This is a genomic window from Paenibacillus sp. PK4536, from assembly GCF_028594455.2.
Classification (GTDB): Bacteria; Bacillota; Bacilli; order Paenibacillales; family Paenibacillaceae; genus Saccharibacillus; species Saccharibacillus nuruki.
Genome location: NZ_CP126313.1, coordinates 987,953 through 1,005,815, shown reverse-complemented (window position 1 = coordinate 1,005,815; position 17,863 = coordinate 987,953). Strand labels below are relative to the sequence as shown.

The window sequence follows — 17,863 nt, the reverse complement described above, 5'->3', positions numbered from 1 at the left end:
CTAATCCCTTGAATGACTGACAAGCAGTCGGGATTTGACTTCAAAGGCGACTTTCAGAATAAATTATTTTCTTGCGCTCTGTGCTAGGAGGCATGGAGGGGGGTAATTTAAAACAGATGCTTATGATTCCTTCCTTTATGAAGGGGAGGCGCAGTAAGGAAAAGAGTAGATGAAAAGAATGGATATAGAAGTGAGTATATTTATAGATGGTATAAAGTAAAAATAAAAGTATGTATAGAGTAAGTTAGATAAATAGATTGTAAGAAGATGGTTGTGAAATATGTTCATTGATCCGTATAGGGAATGAACATGTACGTTAGGGAAGGTAGGAGAAGAGGATAAATGAAAACGGCTAAGGTGTTGAGTTTGGTTTTATTTCTTGTGATGATTTGCAGTAATGTGTATGGGGCTGTGTTTGGGGATGTTTTGCTAGAAGGGCAAATGTTGTTGTCCTTGTTATGGGGTCGGTTGGTTTTGGTCGATTTTTATGTAGGGATGATTTTGTTTATTTCTTGGATGATTTTTCGCAAAGAATCGGGTTGGAGATTGCTTCTTTGGATCGTATTATGTATTTGTTTGGGTAACTTCTCTACGTCGCTATATATTTATCTAGCGTTGCGTCATAGTGATGGGGATTGGAATCGATTCTTTTATGGCAAACGAGTGATAGGACACTAATAGGCAATGAAGTGAAATGCACAGCTAAATGGTAGAGCAACTGTAGAAAAAAAGCATATTCTACCGCCAAATTGCTAACGAAAAAGATCATTAAAAAAAGGACAACTTCCTACGAATAGGAGGTTGCCCTTTTTGGGTTATACCATAATCACGTCTTCTTCTTTTACTTATTTCAATGTGTAGGAGTTAGAAGCGTCCATGATGTCTGCATATGCCCAGTGGCTAGCAGGAACGTCTTTCCATGCTTTGTTGCCAGCTGTTAAGTTAGCTGTTTTTTCTAGAATTTTATTCAAAATCGTTACAGCTTGAGCACGAGTCAACGGTTGATTTGGTTGGAAGCTAGATGGAGATACACCTTGCATCAATCCAGCAGTCGTTACACGCTTGATATCGTTCGCTGCCCAGTGTCCGTTAATATCGTTAGCAAATGAGCTTCCTGTGCCTGTCAGACCCTGCCAGCGGCTTACGATTGCAGCCATCTCCGCACGAGTGATCGGTTGAGCAGGAGCAAATTTACCGTTAGTTAGACCTTTCATCAATCCAGTGGATTGCATAGAAGCAATCGCTTGGTGTGCCCAGAACGTAGTAGATACATCTGAATAGCTTCCGTTGCCACTAGCTGATGCATTTGGTGCGCTAGCTTGTAAACGGTACAATAGTGAAGCCATTTCAGCACGAGTAATACTGTTGTTCGGACGGAATGTTTGATCAGGGTAACCTTGGATATAAGCAGGTTTTACTACACCCGCTGTTGTATCTGTATTGACGTTATTATTGTCAGGTGTTGAATTGTTTGTTGTAGACGCTGCTAGGTTCTGCATATCTACAATTGTAAACGTACTGAATTTGGTCACTGTAAATTGTAGACCTGTTTTGCCATTACCATAATCAACTACACTTGGTTGTACCAATTCACGATCGCCATCACTATGCTCGATAAAGATACGCAATTGATTTAACCATTGTTGTTTAGCTGTTGCATCTTGTGGAATCGCACTGTTCTCAATCGGCATGACCAATTGAACCGGTTGGTTTTGTAAATTCGTTTCGATCGTCATCGGACGACCTACTACCGAGATATTACCATTGCCTAAAGATTGTTTAACGATCTCTTCTTGTTTTGCACGATTCGCCACTGCATTTTGTTGTGCTACCGTTTTAAGAGGTACAAAGTGGAAGTAAAGATCGTTAGTGATATTGTTCAATGAAGTGGAAGCAACAGACAATTTAGCATCGTTAGTGCTGATTTCCAAGTTCATTGCTGCGTTTTTCAAATCTTTTGCTGCTGTTAATGGTAACGTGATATCGGTTTGAGCCACTTCATCACTGCTATCTGGAACAACCAGACGAACGGTTTGTTGAGCTGCTTCTTTTAATTTCGTAATCGCTTCGATCACTTTATCGGTGGAGAAAGTAATCTGATCTTGTTTTTGACCACTTGCTTGTGTAGTACGGTTAACGACTGCTGTAGCAGGAATCGTTGTTTTACCTTTACCATCATCTACGTTAAGGGTGATTTTTTGGGAGCCACCTGAAGATGACGTTTTATCATCGGATTCTTTAACGGTTACTGTTGCACTTGCAAATAATTCTTGTTGAGATACAGAGTAAGCACTGATGATCGCTGTACCTTTACCGATTGGAGTAACTACGCCATCGGTTACAGTCGCTACGCTTGGATTGCTGCTAATCCATAATACCGTTGAATCTGTAGCATTATCAGGAGTGACAGTCGCTTTTAACGTTTGAGCAGCGCCTTTTTTCTTGAACTCTAATGTTGATTTGTCTAACGTAACACTTGTTACTGGAAATACTTCTGCTTCGTCTAAGAAATCTAATTTAGTTAACGTATTCGATTCTACAGAACTTGTATATCCTGTACGGTCTGGTAAGAAGGTAACACCATAAGCAAAGTTTGTTTCGCCCATCACTTCAAAATTCTCTGTTGCAACTGGAAGATTTTGAAGTAAGGAAGCTTTAGCTTTGTAAAGATAAGAGTAACCAATATTTACATACAGATTACCAAGCGGGCTAATTGTAATACCGCGAATTACAGTTGGATACGATGCTACCCATTCAGGTTTTGAATTAGAATCGGATAGACGGACAATTTGAGAATCGACCTGATGGTAACCATCTTCTCTAGTAGCTACATACAAACGATCTTGTTGATCGAGAGCAAGTCCTGTAATCTCTATCGTACTCTCAATACCTTGAGTTGCAATGATATTAGATTGTAATGATTGAATCGATGCACTGTAATAAAGAGTACTATACTCTTCTAAATCTGAAGTCGTATAAGGCAGTAATTCACTGTCTTGTAGATACTTATGATCTAGCACCCATACACGATTATCGTTAGATTTGGCATAGTACAGGTCTCCAGCTTTGTTTAAAGTTACAGCAACGATATTATTACCTTTAGCGATATGAGTTACTTTTAGTGTTTTGGTAGAAACTTTGTAAAGCCCGCGATCATAATCGGCATAGTACACATCACCATTGAAATAAGCTAATTCAAATGGACGATTAAGTTCAACTTGTGTAAGGTCAGTCGGAATAGCTTTGACTGATACATAACGAGTCATTTGGTTTGCACTCAAACCAGAGCTGTTTTGTACATTGTAATGAACAATATATTCACCTACAACAGAGGTGTCAATAGCATTTACAGGTTCACCATTTAACGTATAAGTGATCGTTGCTTGCAGATTACCATCGACTGCGTCGCTAATCGAGAATCCTGGATCAACATAAGCATCACCTTGAGTCAATTGAATATAAGAATCACCAGCCAATGTGATCACAGGAGGAGTGACTTTTTTGAACGGTTGAATAGAATTACCATTACTATAATATCCGGTACCATTTGGTAAGATAACGAGTCCTTGTGCAGAATAAAAATCACTTTGGTAAGACTCAATAAGTGAATTATCTACAGGCAAGTTTTGCAAATGATCAGAACTTATCTTTTTAAGTCCCATGCTACCCATACCTAAAAATCCGGTAGTGCTATAAAATAAATTTCCTTTGGCATCTGTAGTGATTCCCAAAACACCATTATAATAATAATTAGAATTTGTATTATTATTTATGAGTACATTCTGTCTTGCTTTTGTTGTCAGGTTTACTTTGATAAGGCTACTGTCAGAATTGAAATTGGAATTAAAATTGTAGCTGTTGTTGCCAATGTACATATTGTCATTGTTATCAATAGCCAACCCATACATATTGCTATTATTATATGAATCGAAAGCCTCGGATACTTCATTAAGTTTTGTTGAATCTAATGGAAAATCTTTAAGATATTTTGCAGGTATTTTGTAAACATGTGCATCTATGTTTTTGGTATAGAATAGATCGCCTGCTTTATTTAAAGCAACACCGAAAAAATAACCTGATGATTGAACGACATGTTCTACTACACCTGTAGTTACGGATACACGATCAATCCCTTGTTGATAAGAGGATACATATACATATCCATTGTGATAAGCCATACCATACGGACTTGGAATATTTGTTTTAGCAAGATTAAAATAACCGCTGAGTGCTTTAACCGTAACTATACGAGTGACTTCATCCGCAACTTGTTCTTCCGGATTGATTACATTGTAATGAACGGTATATTCACCAGCAATACTTGTATCCACAGCGTTTACAGATTGGTTATTTAAGGTATAAGAAACTTTTGCAGTAAGATCTTTGTAGACATTATCTTGTACAGTTACGCCTGGATCATTAAAAGTATCGCCGACATTCAATTGAATCTGTGCATCACCAATCAACGTAATCACAGGTTTATTGACTTGATTAGAAGTAACGCCAGTATTTGTACTTTCGACATGAGTGACAGGAGTGCCAGAAGAGTAAGTATCATTGCTAACTGTGCTTGTGTTGCTACTTGTTGTACTGGTTGAATCGCTCTCAGCAAAAACATTTGTTGTTGCTGTCCCCGGCAATGCAATCAGTGCAGCTAAGCATAAAATCATCCATTTTTTCATGCTGTAAATATCCCCTTTGTTTTTAAATCATGTGACATGTATTCACTATATCGAACAGTACTGAACAATTTCTGAACATTAATTTTAAATAATCATAAATTGATTTTTATACGTTACATATATGTTAATGATTTACTGGAATATATCGTACAGATAAGGGTAAATTTAAATTATTTTCATTGATGAAAATAACTCTTGCTTATGTATCAATCATGTCCTAAAATGAGGTTGCAGATGTATGCAAGCGTTTGCAAAGAGGCGTATAAGTACATTTATAGATGTAGTGCATCTCTTTCAGCCATGCTACTTTTTACTGCATAACAGGAATTTGAAAATATTTTGATAGCGTTATCAGATTCCTATTTACTTTTCACCCAATACATAAGAAAATGGGTAAGAAGTAAAAAATATCTAATTTTGTTATTTACGTTCTTTTTATTACTTTTTTATTACAGGTGTAATCAAAAAAAAGGGGCTGAGTACATGAAGCGTAAGTTGAAAAAAAGCAGCACAATGTCACTGATGATGGTTTTGTTATTTTCAGTTGTCATGAGTGCATGCGGAGGAACAACAAGTAATACGGCTACACCAGAACCCGCTGCAACAGGAACAGATACAACAGCTACAGCAACAACAGGCGCAGATATGATCAAAACAGCTAAAGTTCCAGCTGGATCTGAATTAGAGAAAGCCTTAAAAGGTGAATATAAAGGAACCAAAGTAACGATGTATGGTCCATTCGTAGATGCGGATGAGCAGAAATTCAATGCAAGTATCAAAGCATTTGAAGATCAGACTGGTATTGATATCGCTTATGAAGGTTCTAAAGAATTTGAAGCGACTATTAATGTACGTGTAAACGGTGGTAATGCACCGGATATCGCTGACTTCCCACAACCAGGATTGTTAGAAGGATTCGCTAACTCTGGTAAAGTGGTCGATGTATCTAGCTTTATGGACGAAAGCTATTTGAAAGAGCAATACAAAGATAGCTGGCTAGATATGGCGAAAATGAAAGGTGAAGGCGGTAAAGAATTGACTGCGGGCGTATGGGCACGTAGTAGTGTGAAAAGCTTAGTCTGGTACAACAAAAAAGCGTTCGCAGATGCTGGTTATGAAGTACCTAAGACTTGGGACGAAATGATGGCATTAACAGAGCAAATCGCTAAAGATGGCGATCCTGCTTGGAGTATCGGTATTGAAAGTGGTACAGCAACAGGCTGGCCTGCAACAGACTGGATCGAAGATATTATGCTTCGTACAACTACTCCTGAAAACTATGACAAATGGTTAACAGGCGAATTGCCATTTACAGATCCAATTGTTAAAAATGCAGTGAAAAAAATGTCTGATATCTGGTTTAACAAAGATTATGTATACGGTGGACGTAGTTCAATCGTAACAACGAACTTCGGGGATTCTATTCAACCGTTGTTCACAGATCCTCCTAAAGCTTGGTTTAACCGTCAAGCAGGATTTATCGTATCCTTTATTCCTGAAGGCGTAACAGCAGATGAGTATGACTGGTTCCCGTTCCCATCGATCGATGAGCAATATGGTACACCTGCTATGATCTCTGGTGATATCTATGCTATGTTCAATGACCGCCCAGAAGTACGTGCAGTTATGGAATTCTTCACAACAGCAGAATCTCTACAAAGCTGGATTCAATCCGGTGGGGTAACACCTCCAATGAACGGTACTCCTGATGATTGGTTCGCTAATGATCAAGAACGTCGTATGTCTCAGTTTGTACAAGAAGCCAAAACAATCCGCTTTGACGGTTCTGACTTGATGCCAAGTTCTGTAGGCGCAGGAACGTTCTGGAAAGGTATGACGGATTATGTGAGTGGTACAGCTAGTCTAGATGAAGCGATGGCTGAAATTCAATCAGGCTTCAAAAAACAATAGTATTGCACTCCAGATACTATAGGTATGGATAGCAGGTATACATTGACATGAGTCAGAACGGGCCGATGCTATCGGTCCGATTTTGGCTTGATTAAGGGGGAAAGCCGATGGACGTGCGAGCCAATCAAGGGTCTATGTTGAAGTTGATTTTATTATCGATACTGGTGCCTGCTGTAAACTTAGGCTTGCATTTCTCGATCTTTTTATTTTTTAGAAGCTCGGATCTTCCACCAGTTTTAAATGCTGTGCTTGCTGTAATCTGGGGAATATTTGGGATCTATTCGATTTACTGGTCTCTGAACTGGGTGGTTGAGCAATACTCGGATAAATGGAAAGAACGTATAATTCCTTATGTATTTGTAGGACCTGCTGTATTGTTGCTAGGTTGGTTGCTCTTTTTACCGACACTACGCACATTATACTTAAGCTTTTTTAATGCTGATTCTACCCGCTTTGTAGGGCTGGCTAACTTTGGGGCTGTATTTACAGACCGACTATTGTTAACAGCGCTACGTAATAACTTGCTCTGGGTGGTATTCGGTACATTAGCATGCGTAATTTTGGGTATGTTGGTCGCTGTACTGGCTGACCGCAGTAGCTTTGAGCGTCTTGCCAAAGCGATTGTATTTATGCCGATGGCGATTTCATTCGTAGCCGCAGGCGTTATCTGGAAATTCATTTATTACTATCAACCAGGCGATGACCAGATCGGTCTACTTAACGCAATTATGGTGCAGTTAGGACTCCAGCCGCAGGGCTGGCTCAGTATGGTGCAACCCTGGAATAACCTCTTCTTGATTGTCATATTGGTCTGGATGCAGACCGGGTTTGCAATGGTTATCTTTTCCGCTTCGATCAAAGGAATACCGGAAGATATGTTGGAAGCGGCACGTATGGATGGCGCAGGCGAAGTGCGTATCTTTTTCAAAATCATGTTGCCTGTGATCTCCAGTACCGTTCTAGCAGTAACCACAACCATTATTGTATTCACACTGAAAATATTCGATGTCGTTATGATTATGACGGGCGGACAGTATGGAACAGAAGTGGTTGCGACTGAGTTCTACCGTCAATTATTTATGTATCAAAATGCAGGCTATGGTTCTACGCTTGCGATTGTGTTGCTGATTGCAGTTATTCCGGTTATTATCCTGAATCTGCGCCAGCTTCAGAAGGAGGGAAGCTTCTGATGGCTAAACGAAAACATAAAGCACCCAAACGCAAAGCGAGTTGGTTGGTTAATACGATTCTAGCGATTATCTGTATTATCTGGTTTATTCCTACGCTAGGGCTATTAATCTCATCTGTACGTCCAGCCGCCGATATTTTACAAACCGGATGGTGGACAGTATTCCCTCATCGCCAGTGGGCAACTGAAGAACAAGTCAAGCTTCCAAAAGATACCGACCTTCGTCAGCCGATTACAGTTAACGGACAGACATTCAGCGATGATCAGCTCAAAGCGGGTGTAATGCAAGGCGACAAACGTCTGGTCTGGGAAAATCGCCGTTCACGTACGGTCGATGTTCAGGACAAAAAATGGAGCGGAATGACGCTTAATTTCACCACTCAGAACTATGAAACGGTTCTAGGGGGGAAACAGTACAAAATCACGCAACCGGATGGCACGGTCAAAACCGAGCAAGGTAGCGGCATGGGTAGATCGTTCTGGAATACGATTGCTGTTGTTATTCCATCGACCGTGATTCCGATCTTTATCGCTTCTTTTGCCGCTTATGCGTTTGCCTGGTTGAAATTTAAAGGACGACGATTCTTTTTCGTTATTGTGATCGCATTGCTCGTCGTACCTTTACAAGTTGCCTTAATTCCTATTTTGCGCGATTATACAGCACTCGGACTGAACGGAACATACTTTGGTATATGGTTAGCCCATACTGCTTTCGGGTTACCGCTAATCACCTACTTTATGTACAATTCGATCAGTCAGCTTCCTCGTGATCTGTTTGAATCGGCTTATATGGATGGAGCAACTAACTTTACCATCTTCTCCAAATTGATTCTTCCATTATCTGTACCGGCATTGGCTTCGATCAGTATCTTCCAGTTCTTATGGGTATGGAATGATTATCTGGTGTCGCTTATCTTCCTCGGTTCTCAACCGGAAGTACAAGTACTGTCAATGAATATTGCGAATATGGTTGGTTCGCGTGGTAGTGACTGGCATTTGTTAACCGCAGCTGCTTTTGTCTCCATGTTAACACCACTTGCTGTATTCTTTGCACTACAGAAGTACTTTGTACGTGGTCTATTGGGTGGATCGATCAAAGGATAATAATCTTACAAAGAACAACTATAAAAACCACTTTCCTATCTACAGGGAAGTGGTTTTATGGTTGAGGATAAATATAGAAGAAACTGGTATTTCATAGCCGGGAATTGTATCATAAATAGACTATCATTTATAAAGGAGTAGAGCATCTATGGATACTGGATCGTTGGTCGTATCGACTGTATTGCTGGTTGTTGTATTGATTGCTGTATTGTCGATCGTGTATTATAGCTGGCGTAATGGTATCTCCCCATTGCCTGCTTCTGCACTGATCCGAAGCAAGATTGCTGAAGAAGTATTACGCTTATCCAAAATACAAGAATTGGATCGTCCATTATTCAAGTTAAAGACCGATGATCCAGTTGAGCGATATTCAACTATCCAACAACATATGGACTACAAAACACGTCCCAAAACTATCATCGAAACCGGGTCAGGTTGGGGAACATTAGCGATATTTCTAGCGAAGCATTGCCCTGAATATAAAGTCACAGGCATTGAGAACTCGTTCATACCGTTCTGGATTTCGAAGCTCTGGGCACGATTTGAAAAAGTATCGGTGAACTGGATTCGTGGTGATATGTATCAGTATCCGTATGAAGAAGCCAATATGATTATTTGCTATTTGTTTCCGGGAGCCATGAAGCGATTAAATCCTATTTTGCGTGAACGTGCCACAACCTATACATATATTATTAGCGTGTATTTTGCATTACCGGATTGGACACCTGAGAAAGTCGTTCAGTGCGTTGATATCCATCGCACCAAAATCTATATCTATAAAGTATAAGCAACCAAAAAACACATGTAGCTTAATGCCTACATGTGTTTTTTTGGATATATTTCGTTCAGTATGCTGTTGTATTAGTTGTGATCTTTGAAAATACCGAAAGGCTTACCGATTGGTAAAAAGGTTTTGCCGAAATGCGTATTCAATACCAATGCGCCTGTACCGTATAAAGATACAATGCCGATACCCATTTCTGCATAAGCCGCAAGTGTATGGAAAATATGAGGAGCTACACCAAACGCATCAAAAGTCAGCCCTAAAAATAACAAATCGATCAAGCAGAAAATAATAAACAATACTTTGTGTGTTTCCATAGCACCAATCGTCATAAAGAGAACAAACACTAGATAACCGGCAAAAGCAAAACCTAACTGTTTACCATCTACATCACTCGCAAGAGCTGTTCCGAATACACCCATTTTGATCATCCAGTTGCCTGCCATAGCGAACCAGAAGAAAGCAAATGCTCCAAATGCAGTCGTACCAAATGTATTGTTTCGCTTGGAATCTTGAATACAAGCGAATAATTGAGCGCAAGCACCTAGAAAGATCGCCCAGGGAATAGCATAACTTAGACCTGTAGTCAGACCTAGCTTTTGAGAAGAAGCTACCAGAGTAACAATAGCCAGACCGAATAGGCCGAGTGCGCTAGGATCAGCATTAATGATCTTAACTTGAGTTTGCGAAGAAGTTTGCATAAGGATTTTAGCCTCCAATAATTGTTAGGTATGTCTAACGTTTCGTCAGACATACCTCAAGCATTGTACCTGAAAAGACGCAGATAGAAAAGAAATATTATTATTTACATATAAATTGCAGTAAAGTGTATGTCACTACAATTTATTTATTCCAATTCGGGTAATGATTTGACTATTTCCGTTACTCAAAACTTGTTATACTGATACATAATTAAATATCATCGATTAAGGTGTGTGAATAAGACAGATGGATTTCAATCTGGATATGAAAACAGTATTCATTTCGCTTGTATTTGGACATATCTTTACAGTTATTTTGATCCGAGCGTATCGTCAGAATTATACAAAAGATCGTGCTGTGAATATGTTCTATGCCTCTAAGTGGGTACAAGCGATTGCATGGTTTATGTTACTTTTTCAAAATACAGCACCGGACTTTTTCTCAATAGTGGCAGCTAATTCATTGTTGTTTATCGGGGCGGCATTTGAGCCTGCATCATTTCTGGTATTGCAAAAAGCATTTTCTAGAAAAGTCTGCCATTTGTATATCGGATGGATGGTCATCATCATTATCGGTTTTGTATCTATATACCTCTTGAATGTGACAGAGACGACTCGCATTATTTACGCTTCTATAGCTACATCTCTATTTATCCTCTATCCCGCCTATCGTATGATTTCAGATCGCCAAGCGTCCTCGCTTCAACACTTAATGGGGTATTTGTATAGTATTGTTGCAATCAGTCTATGGTGTAGAGCTATTTCTGCTATTTATTTAGGGAATGAGGTTGGATTATTTACAACAGGCATGTATCAAACGTTTACGTTTCTTTCACTTTATTTAATTATGATCTTGGGAAATACCGGATTTGTGCTGTTATCCAAAGAACAGGCGGATGTTGAGCTGTTACGAATTGCTAGCTATGATGAGCTGACTGGTATTTTGAATCGGCGTACATTTATGATCCAAAGCAAAAACTGTATTCATACATTAGCCAAAAAACAACAATCGATTTCTTATCTTTTATTCGATATTGATCATTATAAAAATATTAATGATACATATGGTCATCATGTAGGAGATCGCGTACTACGAGATATGGCAATACTTATTGCAAATAGTTTAGAAGAGCAAGCTATATTTGGAAGATATGGTGGAGACGAATTTGCTATTCTTCTACCAGATACAGATGAACAACAGTCAAGCCAAATAGCAGAACAGATACGTTCTACTATTGAAAATCATCGCTTTCATGCTTTACCGTTGTCCTATACGATTAGTATCGGTATTGTCACTGTACTCGCTACTTCAGATACTCATCTGAGTATGTTATATCAGCGCAGTGATTATGCATTATACCAAGCAAAGCATGCAGGACGTAACCGAATCGAACGAAGTGTTGTGACGATATAAGAAGATAGGAGATAATCGTTACTTGTGATCAACGAATACAGCATCGCTATAGTAGATAGTAGAAATAGATCGACAAAAAAAGCGCCACAATCGCTGTTACGGATTGTAGCGCTTTTTACTGTTTATAGAAGCACAATAGATTATTTTTGCTGACTGTTATAGTAGTAGATATTTTTAGTGATATCTTTCATCGATTCGCCTGTAGCTTGTAGACGGTCGATAACTTCGGTAAAGGAACCTACAAGAGTAGCTTGTTCTTGAGAAGAAGTGGTAATTTGAGTGATCTCGTTTTCCATTTGACGAATAGATTCTTGTACATCACGTAGAGCGGTTTCGATATCGCCTGTAGCTTTTTTAGAGTTAACAGACAATTTACGTACTTCTGTAGCTACGACACCGAACCCTGCACCAAGTTCTCCTACACGAGCCGCTTCAATCGCAGCATTTAGACCAAGCAAGTTGGTTTGTTCTGAAATGTCTTTGATCAAGATCGCTACTTCATTGATTTTGCTTGATTTTTCAACCGTTGTTTTGGTGTTTTGCAAGATTTGCTCGCTAGTTGCTTGCAATTGTTGAGCATGAGCAGCGATATGTTGTACCATGTCGACAAGATTTTCAGATACAGCAACGTTTTCTGTCATAACGCCTTGTAGATCTTCTTGCGTTCTTTGGTCATAACTGATTGTCATAACACCAACGATTTGACCATTATCATGAATAGGCACATTAATACCTTCTAAAGACACACCGAACATTTCTTTAGGAAAAGGAGTGATGGATGGATTCACTTTATCTTTAATTCCAGCAAAGTTTTCAAAGCCAGGAGCTAGAGGGCCGTTAGAGACGAATCCTAGATCAATGCCTCCAAATTGTTCATAATAGAGAATTTTCTCATGATCATAAAGACAGATCGTAGCTCGCTCGCGTAAAAGTTTTCCGATGAACGGCAAAGCGGTTAATAGTGCATCCATTACTGGCATAATTCTAATCATCCTTTTCGTACTCAATTTTTGATAGTATCTATATGTATTACTATCGGATAGAAGCGCCTTATAGTAAAGGCTAATGTTTTTAAGGGACAACAACTAGACATAGGTGTGAGTGAAAAAAGCTCTATAATCATAGAGCTTCTATCGTTAAATAACTCTAGTAGGTAGATTAAAGTAGGTAAATGAAGATTATTTTTTGAGAGGAACACTGTAACGATAAAGGTTGTCTGTTATCAATTTCATGGAGGTACTCGCTGCTTGCAGACGTTCAATAACATCAGTAAAGGAGCCAACCAGAGAAGATTGTTCTTGAGAAGAAGTGGTAATTTGAGCAATTTCATTTTCCATATGACGAATTGATTGTTGTACATCACGCAGAGCGGTTTCGATATCACCGGTCGCTTGTTTGGCATTAACTGACAATTTTCGCACTTCAGTCGCAACAACGCCAAATCCAGCTCCAAGTTCGCCTACACGAGCCGCTTCAATTGCAGCGTTTAGACCGAGCAAGTTGGTTTGTTCTGAGATGTCTTTGATCAATGTAGCCACTTCGTTAATTTTACCTGATTTTTCAACAGTGATTTTACTGTTTTGCAAAATTTGTTCACTGGTTGCTTGTAATTGCTGAGCATGAGCAGCAACATGTTGTACCATATCGACAAGACCATCAGCAGCAGAGACATTTTCTTGTAAAACAGAATCTAAGTTTTCTTGCGTCGTCTTATCGTAACTTACAGAAAGAACAGCGATAAGTGTACTGCCATCATAAATAGGTACGTTAATTCCTTCTAAAGGAACGCCAAACACTTCTTTAGGATAATAGCTGATTGAAGGATTAATTTTATCGGTTAAGGAAGCGTAATGATCGAATCCCGCTGGAAGAGCATCCCCTGTTTTGAATCCAAGATCGATTCCATCTAGTTCTTCATAATAAAGCATATGGGTCTCGTTATAGAGACAGATGGTTGCGCGTTCTCTCAAAATTTTACCGATGTAAGGAACAAACTTTAATAAGGAATCCGTCGTACTCATTCATTCATCACCCTTTGATCACAATTTTATAGTGTACATACTCCTATAATATCGGAAATTCAGGTCGTGAAATTAAGGCTGAAACGGCGAGAAAGTCTGATAAATCGCGCTAAATCGACAATTAAATTTAAAATTTTAACTTTTTCATACAGTAAAATATATTTATTTATATATATAGAAATAATTACATTGTCGGGACAATATAAAGACTATTTTGCTTAGTTAATAAGGCTTCAAAACCTTTTTGTAAATAGCTTTTCTATTTTTTTCTAATCAGAGACTCTCTTGCTATACTGAGAAAAGGTTATATTGAGATGTAAATAAAGGTTGGTAAGGATGGCGCGATATCAAAAAGATGAAGGTGAGAAGACGATCATGAACAACGAAATAGAGCAGAACGCATTAATTACCGAAGTTATCGATCATATGGCTGCGATTCAACAGCGGTTTCAAGCTGAAGGGGAAGATGAAGAAAAGAAATGGATGATGATGCATACGTCTGACTCGGATGTCATCGCTTTTTTAAAAGTAGCGACTGTACAGATGCTTCATGTGATTGATGCGATTGGAGAGTTAGAGCCTGTAAATGGGATTACTATTTCCAAGCAATATAACATTCCTAGAGGCAGTGTATCCAAAATTACACGCCGATTAGCAGATATCTACATGATTCAGTTCGAGCCTGTACCAGATAATAAAAAAGAAGTGCTGTTTCGATTAACGCCTTTGGGCAAAAAAATATTTATATTACATCAACAATTACACCAGCATATCCATCACAATATGAGTCATTTTCTTCATCAATATAAAATAGAAGATATCCGCTTTCTTGTATCTTTGATGAAAGATGTGATAAGCACTTCATGGGTTCAGATCGAAGAGAAGGCCATACAGATCAATGAACCAGCTCGTATACTTTCTTCTAAAGTGGAAATTTCGAGTGAGTCCGCAGAAAAGGATGATATTGTTGCGATGTTACAACAATTAGACGCCAAAAAATTAAACCGTGCCAAACAGTTAATCCAGCTTGCCTTTTTTGAAGATTAAGATCAGGAATAGACACAAAAATCCCTTTTACAGACCAAGTATACGTCAGCAGAAAAGATGCTTGTATTCTGATCATCTGTAAAAGGGAAATGGTTAAAGCGATGATGTATGATGCTATGATCTATACTTGGTAGGAGCTGTTGCTTGTTCTAAGGCTTGTAGATAAGCAAAAGCTTCTTCATTTGTTGTACCGCACATCTCTAAAGAAGCTGGTAATCCACAACATACGTCTGGACGCTCCGGTCGACCGAATAATCCGCAACGGCGCTCTGTAGTTAGTTGGGGACAAGGAACTCCAGCAGGTTTACCTTCCGGCATCCCCGGGATCGGTGAAGAAATAGAGATTGCGATACAACAGGCGGCACAGCCAACCCGACATTCCATAATAATTCACTCCAATATTTAATGCACACATGCGATATTTATTTCCAGACCTCTTGCGAGATTTGGATAACATGACGTAGTTTATCCCATTGTTGCTCTTCTGTTAATAAATTACCTTCTTCTGTTGAAGCAAATCCACATTGTGGACTCAAGCATAATTGATCTAGATTCACGAATTTGGATGCGGCATCAATCCGACGCTTAATCTCATCAGGATGTTCTAATTCTCCATATTTGGAAGTAACTAGACCCAGTACAATTTGTAGATTCGGACGTTTCACAAAGCGAAGCGCATCAAATGATCCTGAACGTTCGTCATCATATTCCATAAATAATCCATCCAGATCCAGTCCATCCAAAATGGTCTCGGCTGCGCCATCATAACCACCAGATGCTGCCCATGTCGAGCGGAAATTACCCCGGCAAATATGCATTGTAATCATCATATCTGCTGGACGATTAGCAATCGATTCATTGATTAATTTAGCCGCATCTGCAAGCATTTGATCTGGATCTTTGCCATCGTTACGCAACTTGGCTTTGGCTTCTTCTGAAAAGAATGCTGCCCATGACGTGTCATCCAATTGCAGATAACGGCAACCTGCGTCGTAAAAAGCACGAATAGCTTTTTGATACGCTTGTGCTAGATCATGCAAAAGAACATCACGATCCTCATACAAATCGGTTTCAATTTGACCACGGAATAACAACATATTTGGACTTGGAATCGTCATTTTCGCTGTACGACCTTGACTCACGATGCTATGCAGAAATGCGTAATCATCCACATGCGAATGAGTAGTGAAGTCGATTTTGCCTGTGACTTTGACTCCATGTGCTTTGGTCGTTGTATTGTGAAATTGAATACCACCTTCAGTGTCGTACCCCTCAACTCCATCCAAACGCTCTAAAAAGTCAAAGTGCCACCATGCCCGGCGAAATTCACCATCTGTAATCGATAATAAACCGATTTCTTCTTGCTTCGCTACGATTCGGCGAATTTCTTCATTTTCAATCTCACGTAGCTGCTCTGCATGAAGTTCACCGCTTGTGTATTGAAGACGAGCTTGCTTGATCGTATCGGTGCGCAGTAGACTACCTACCTGATCTGCACGAAAAGGAGCTACTGTGCGTTGAAGAGAAGTCGAAAATGTCATAGAGTTATACCTGCTTTCTATCGTATTTAGATGGATTATAAGTTATTCGATCCAGACGGAATATTACGCTTGATTGGGTTTGGCAAATAATTGAGCAATTTCAACAATCACTTCTGTGGCTTTGACCATATTATTTACAGACACGTACTCGTATTTACCATGATAATTTTCGCCACCTGTAAAAATATTCGGGGTAGGTAGACCCATATAAGACAATTGAGCACCATCGGTTCCTCCGCGAACAGGTGTAATGTGAGGTTCAACACCTACATTTTTCATCGCTTGTCCTGCTATATCGACGATATGTTTTACAGGCTCTATTTTTTCACGCATATTGTAATATTGATCTTTCATTTCGATCAAAATATTGTTTTCACCATACGTTTGTCCAAATTCTTCGACAATGCTAGTTAATAGATTTTTTCTATGTTCAAAATTTTCACGGTTAAAATCACGAATAATATAAGATAATTGCGTTTCTTCTACATCTCCTTGAATAGAAGAAAGATGGAAGAATCCTTCATAACCATCTGTAAATTCAGGAGCTTCACCTGCTGGAAGACGACGATGCAGTTCCATCGCAATTTTCGCTGCATTCACCATTTTGTTTTTAGCTGTACCGGGATGTACATTACTGCCTTTGCAAGTGACTTTAGCGGAAGCGGCATTGAATGTCTCATATTCAAGTTCTCCCAGTGGACCGCCATCTACGGTATATGCATATTCTGCACCAAACTTCGCTACATCGAACAAATGCGGGCCTCGACCAATTTCTTCATCCGGTGTAAAAGCTACTCTGATTTTGCCATGCTTGATTTCGGGATGATCGATCAAGTAGTGCATCGCTGTCATAATCTCAGCAATCCCTGCTTTGTTATCCGCACCAAGTAGTGTAGTTCCATCGGTAGTCATCAGTGTATGACCTTTATATTGCTCCAATTCCGGAAAATCTTTTGGTGAAAGCACAACGCCTACATCAGCATTCAGTAGAATATCGCCACCATTATAATTTTCAAGAAGCTTTGGTTTTACATTCTTGCCTGTAAAGTCAGTCGCTGTATCGACATGAGCTAGAAAGCCGATCACAGGTGCTTGTTGATCTGTATTCGAAGGCAAAGTCGCCATGACATAACCGTTGCCGTCTAGAGTGACATCTTCCATACCGATCTGTTCTAATTCTTCAACCAATTGATGAAGAAGCGTCCATTGTCCCGGAGTAGAAGGGCAAGTCTCACTATCCTCGTTGGATTGGGTATCAATTTGCACATAAGAAGTTAAGCGTTCAATCAGTTCGTTTTTCACAGTATAATAAGCTCCCTTCGGCTTGTAGTATCTATCGTATTTATTTATTTTATCATGAATATACAGATCATCCCAAAAGGAGATTCAGATCCTTGTTTATACATGTATTAATCGACGATATAAAAAGGTCTGAATCTATTCATCATGACAATGAATGTTCAGACCTG

At 39.3% G+C, this 17,863-nt stretch carries 14 protein-coding genes; 7 read left to right on the top strand and 7 right to left on the bottom strand.

Going from position 1 to position 17,863, the window contains the following annotated elements; genetic code table 11:
• Positions 1-342 precede the first annotated feature (342 nt).
• Positions 343-678 (top strand): DUF1475 family protein, encoded by a 336-nt coding sequence (locus tag PO903_RS04665; protein WP_273592748.1) that lies wholly within the window; start codon positions 343-345, stop codon positions 676-678.
• A gap of 167 nt (positions 679-845) precedes the next feature.
• Here PO903_RS04665 and PO903_RS04660 read toward each other — a convergent pair whose 3' ends face one another.
• The gene (locus tag PO903_RS04660) at positions 846-4,682 is read right to left on the bottom strand and encodes an S-layer homology domain-containing protein (RefSeq protein ID WP_273592747.1); all 3,837 of its coding nucleotides are present in this window, start codon (positions 4,680-4,682) and stop codon (positions 846-848) included.
• Positions 4,683-5,165: 483 nt separating this feature from the next.
• Here PO903_RS04660 and PO903_RS04655 point away from each other — a divergent pair, with 483 nt between their 5' ends.
• The 4 genes from PO903_RS04655 (at position 5,166) to PO903_RS04640 (ending at position 9,673) form a co-directional block, all read left to right on the top strand.
• On the top strand, positions 5,166-6,593 hold the full coding sequence (locus tag PO903_RS04655) for an ABC transporter substrate-binding protein (RefSeq protein WP_069326571.1): 1,428 nt from the start codon (positions 5,166-5,168) through the stop codon (positions 6,591-6,593).
• Positions 6,594-6,700: 107 nt separating this feature from the next.
• Positions 6,701-7,783 carry a carbohydrate ABC transporter permease gene (locus PO903_RS04650; protein WP_069326572.1) on the top strand — a complete coding sequence of 361 codons (1,083 nt, stop codon included), beginning with the start codon at positions 6,701-6,703 and terminating at the stop codon, positions 7,781-7,783.
• A complete protein-coding gene (locus PO903_RS04645) occupies positions 7,783-8,886 on the top strand; it encodes a carbohydrate ABC transporter permease (protein WP_069326573.1) in 1,104 nt (367 codons plus the stop codon). The genes PO903_RS04650 and PO903_RS04645 overlap by 1 nt, the downstream gene beginning before the upstream one ends.
• 148 nt (positions 8,887-9,034) lie before the next feature.
• Entirely contained in the window at positions 9,035-9,673 is a 639-nt protein-coding gene (locus PO903_RS04640; RefSeq protein WP_069326574.1) for a methyltransferase, read from the top strand.
• A gap of 74 nt (positions 9,674-9,747) precedes the next feature.
• Here PO903_RS04640 and PO903_RS04635 read toward each other — a convergent pair whose 3' ends face one another.
• Positions 9,748-10,371: an acetate uptake transporter gene (locus PO903_RS04635; RefSeq protein ID WP_069326575.1), complete on the bottom strand. Its 624-nt coding sequence runs from the start codon at positions 10,369-10,371 to the stop codon at positions 9,748-9,750.
• Between the two features lie 265 nt (positions 10,372-10,636).
• Here PO903_RS04635 and PO903_RS04630 point away from each other — a divergent pair, with 265 nt between their 5' ends.
• Positions 10,637-11,785, top strand: a complete 1,149-nt coding sequence (locus tag PO903_RS04630; protein ID WP_273592746.1) for a GGDEF domain-containing protein — start codon at positions 10,637-10,639, stop codon at positions 11,783-11,785.
• A gap of 140 nt (positions 11,786-11,925) precedes the next feature.
• Here the strand turns inward: PO903_RS04630 and PO903_RS04625 are convergent, their stop codons facing one another.
• Together PO903_RS04625 and PO903_RS04620 are read right to left on the bottom strand one after the other, a co-directional pair.
• Positions 11,926-12,765, bottom strand: a complete 840-nt coding sequence (locus tag PO903_RS04625) for a methyl-accepting chemotaxis protein (protein ID WP_193555955.1) — start codon at positions 12,763-12,765, stop codon at positions 11,926-11,928.
• A gap of 198 nt (positions 12,766-12,963) precedes the next feature.
• Positions 12,964-13,806 (bottom strand): methyl-accepting chemotaxis protein, encoded by an 843-nt coding sequence (locus PO903_RS04620; RefSeq protein ID WP_137223999.1) that lies wholly within the window; start codon positions 13,804-13,806, stop codon positions 12,964-12,966.
• Positions 13,807-14,142: 336 nt separating this feature from the next.
• Here PO903_RS04620 and PO903_RS04615 point away from each other — a divergent pair, with 336 nt between their 5' ends.
• Positions 14,143-14,853 (top strand): helix-turn-helix domain-containing protein, encoded by a 711-nt coding sequence (locus PO903_RS04615; protein ID WP_273592745.1) that lies wholly within the window; start codon positions 14,143-14,145, stop codon positions 14,851-14,853.
• A 114-nt stretch (positions 14,854-14,967) separates the two neighbouring features.
• Here the strand turns inward: PO903_RS04615 and PO903_RS04610 are convergent, their stop codons facing one another.
• The 3 genes from PO903_RS04610 to pepT form a co-directional block, all read right to left on the bottom strand.
• Entirely contained in the window at positions 14,968-15,237 is a 270-nt protein-coding gene (locus PO903_RS04610) for a YkgJ family cysteine cluster protein (protein ID WP_273592744.1), read from the bottom strand.
• Positions 15,238-15,275: 38 nt separating this feature from the next.
• Positions 15,276-16,394 (bottom strand): 5-methyltetrahydropteroyltriglutamate--homocysteine S-methyltransferase, encoded by a 1,119-nt coding sequence (locus PO903_RS04605; protein WP_273592743.1) that lies wholly within the window; start codon positions 16,392-16,394, stop codon positions 15,276-15,278.
• A 63-nt stretch (positions 16,395-16,457) separates the two neighbouring features.
• A complete protein-coding gene (gene pepT, locus PO903_RS04600; protein WP_273592742.1) occupies positions 16,458-17,696 on the bottom strand; it encodes a peptidase T in 1,239 nt (412 codons plus the stop codon).
• Positions 17,697-17,863: the final 167 nt, after the last annotated feature.

Bases quoted from the DNA above. Each gene is read 5' to 3' on its own strand.
- PO903_RS04665 (WP_273592748.1), top strand. From the start codon at position 343: ATGAAAACGGCTAAGGTGTTGAGTTTGGTTTTATTTCTTGTGATGATT.
- PO903_RS04660 (WP_273592747.1), bottom strand. From the start codon at position 4,682: ATGAAAAAATGGATGATTTTATGCTTAGCTGCACTGATTGCATTGCCG.
- PO903_RS04655 (WP_069326571.1), top strand. From the start codon at position 5,166: ATGAAGCGTAAGTTGAAAAAAAGCAGCACAATGTCACTGATGATGGTT.
- PO903_RS04650 (WP_069326572.1), top strand. From the start codon at position 6,701: ATGGACGTGCGAGCCAATCAAGGGTCTATGTTGAAGTTGATTTTATTA.
- PO903_RS04645 (WP_069326573.1), top strand. From the start codon at position 7,783: ATGGCTAAACGAAAACATAAAGCACCCAAACGCAAAGCGAGTTGGTTG.
- PO903_RS04640 (WP_069326574.1), top strand. From the start codon at position 9,035: ATGGATACTGGATCGTTGGTCGTATCGACTGTATTGCTGGTTGTTGTA.
- PO903_RS04635 (WP_069326575.1), bottom strand. From the start codon at position 10,371: ATGCAAACTTCTTCGCAAACTCAAGTTAAGATCATTAATGCTGATCCT.
- PO903_RS04630 (WP_273592746.1), top strand. From the start codon at position 10,637: ATGAAAACAGTATTCATTTCGCTTGTATTTGGACATATCTTTACAGTT.
- PO903_RS04625 (WP_193555955.1), bottom strand. From the start codon at position 12,765: ATGCCAGTAATGGATGCACTATTAACCGCTTTGCCGTTCATCGGAAAA.
- PO903_RS04620 (WP_137223999.1), bottom strand. From the start codon at position 13,806: ATGAGTACGACGGATTCCTTATTAAAGTTTGTTCCTTACATCGGTAAA.
- PO903_RS04615 (WP_273592745.1), top strand. From the start codon at position 14,143: ATGGCGCGATATCAAAAAGATGAAGGTGAGAAGACGATCATGAACAAC.
- PO903_RS04610 (WP_273592744.1), bottom strand. From the start codon at position 15,237: ATGGAATGTCGGGTTGGCTGTGCCGCCTGTTGTATCGCAATCTCTATT.
- PO903_RS04605 (WP_273592743.1), bottom strand. From the start codon at position 16,394: ATGACATTTTCGACTTCTCTTCAACGCACAGTAGCTCCTTTTCGTGCA.